The organism is Candidatus Thioglobus sp. (assembly GCF_028599055.1).
In the GTDB taxonomy this organism is placed as follows: Bacteria; Pseudomonadota; Gammaproteobacteria; order PS1; family Pseudothioglobaceae; genus Thioglobus_A.
This window is the reverse complement of sequence record NZ_JAQRMS010000167.1, coordinates 1-2,338: the sequence shown is the minus strand read 5'-3', so window position 1 is coordinate 2,338 and position 2,338 is coordinate 1. Positions and strand designations below refer to the sequence as shown.

3 protein-coding genes are annotated in these 2,338 nt (G+C 39.7%); all 3 read left to right on the top strand.

Annotation, left to right across the window (positions count from 1 at the left end; translation table 11 throughout):
• Window positions 1–477 (top strand): hydroxymethylbilane synthase (locus PSN35_RS07160; protein ID WP_367183417.1); only part of this gene is annotated, 477 nt, incomplete at its 5' end.
• Between the two features lie 4 nt (window positions 478–481).
• A complete protein-coding gene (locus PSN35_RS07155; protein WP_300031468.1) occupies window positions 482–1,153 on the top strand; it encodes a hypothetical protein in 672 nt (223 codons plus the stop codon).
• Window position 1,154: 1 nt separating this feature from the next.
• Window positions 1,155–2,141: a zinc-binding alcohol dehydrogenase family protein gene (locus PSN35_RS07150; protein WP_300031465.1), complete on the top strand. Its 987-nt coding sequence runs from the start codon at window positions 1,155–1,157 to the stop codon at window positions 2,139–2,141.
• Window positions 2,142–2,338: the final 197 nt, after the last annotated feature.

Sequence of the window (2,338 nt, the reverse complement as noted above, 5' to 3'; positions counted from 1 at the left end):
CGTGGCAATGTAAATACGCGTCTTAAAAAACTTGATGATGGGGAATATGATGCGATTATTTTGGCCTGTGCGGGGTTGATTCGCCTTAAGTTTGAAGATCGTATTAAGCAAGAAATTCCTGCTATTGAATCATTGCCAGCTGTAGGCCAAGGTGCAGTGGGGATTGAGATACGTGAAAATGATCAGGCAGTGCTTGAGTTAATTAAACCTTTAATTGACGAGCAAACTACCTATCGAGTCACAAGTGAACGAGCGATGAATGCGCGCCTAGAAGGTGGCTGTTCGGTGCCAATTGCTGGTTATGCAACCATTAAAGATAGCCGGTTAACACTAACAGGTTTGGTGGGTAATGTGGATTCTGGTGTTATTTTAAAACACCAGGTTTCAGGTACGGTTGATGAAGCTGAAACCTTGGGTGTGGCATTAGCTGATGAGCTGATTGCACAAGGCGCTAAAACTATTTTAAAAGGCGAATAATATTATGAGCAATATAGTTGAAAGAGGGTTTTATAGCATTGTTCACAAACTAGGCTTTGTGTTTGCGCTACTATCATTGGCACTGATTGTATTTTTAGGTCTTTTTGGCTATGAGAAAATTAGCAGTCGAGCCACCGATGAAATTAAACCGCCCGTCATTGAATTGGCCAAATATCAAAATCCAATTAGTTTAAATATTAATCAGCCTAATGATGTTGCTGCTAGCATTCCAGCTAAATCTCAGCCAACCTTTACCAGCGAATTTGATGCGCATATTGAGCGCATTATTACCAATCTACAAGCCTTGCCAGAAGGGGTGATTACTCAGGCTGATCTGCAGTTTAAAATTAAAGTGATGATTAAAATTAAGTCAAACGCTTACCCACAACCTTTACAGTTAAGCTATGTAAAGTCCTTGGATAAGTTAACCAAACAATTGGTTAACGTGGGTGGTAATCAGGTTAATATCGATGATTTTCTAAATTGGTATGATCAAGAATTTACCCGTCAAGTTGATCAGCAAACTCAGCAAAATCTAATGAGAATTGGTTCTGCTAGAGAGGATCAAATGACTGGTTTTATGTCATTATCGATGGCTGCTATGGCGCTGGGTTTTTTCATTATGTTTGTGATGATGCTAGCCATGCTTCGCATTGAGCGCAACACGCGCCGATAATATGCAAGCAATTGGCTACAATGGTAGTGAATTTGTTGAGTTTGGGCATACGCTTGCTGATCCTCAAGGTCAGGATTTACTCATTGAAGTTAAGGCCATTTCTATTAATCCAATTGATAGTAAAGTTAAACAAACGGTTGTTGATGCATCTAGCCCTAAAATTTTAGGCTTTGATTGCGCTGGCGTGGTACGCGCAGTGGGCGATCAAGTGGGTTTATTCAAGGTAGGCGATGAAGTATATTACGCCGGCGATATCACTCGCGATGGCTCTAATTCAACGCATCAACTGGTTGATGAAAGAATTGTTGCGCTTAAGCCGAAAACGCTTAATTTTGCGCAGGCCGCTGCTTTGCCGCTCACCAGTATTACCGCTTGGGAGTCATTATTTGATCGTCTAAAAATTACTCAAGCAGATAAAGATAAAACCCTATTGTTAATTGGTGCAGCTGGCGGTGTTGGTTCAATGGCCATTCAGTTTGCCAAGCAAGTGATTGGCATAAATGTCATTGCCACTGCCTCACGAACAGAATCAAAAGATTGGTGCGTAAAGATGGGTGCAAATGTTGTTTTGGATCATCAAAATCTAGCCGAGCAATTTAGCCAACAATCGTTACCAAACCCTGACTATATTTTGTGTATGGGTGTGCCTGATGATTATTTTGGGTCAATGCTAGAGATTATTAATCCGCAAGGTAGCATTTGCTTGTTGGCCAATGCACGTGAGGCGTACGATCTTAACTTATTAAAAGCTAAAAGTATTACCCTGGTTTGGGAGATGATGTTTACCCGTGCCATGTTTCAAACCAATGATATGATTGAGCAGCATAAATTGCTTAACACGGTTGCTAAATTAATTGATCAGGGCGAGTTAATATCGCCCTTAACTCAACGTTTGAGTCCGATTAGTGTTGATACTATCACCCAAGCACACACCTTAATTGAACAGGGTGATATGCTTGGTAAGCTAGTAATAAGTAATGCTGACTAGTGCTAGCTTAGTTTGACTGTTTTAGGCTTAAGTTTTAACAATTTAGGAATTGGACAGTAGCTTACCCATAAGTTATAAATTTTTTTCATTAGCGTTCCTCAAGTTACAAGGTAATGATAACATTTATTTCAAGTGGTCTTTATATAAATATAAACAACCATCAATTATTATTTTCCAAGGCCAATAAAAACTGTTTT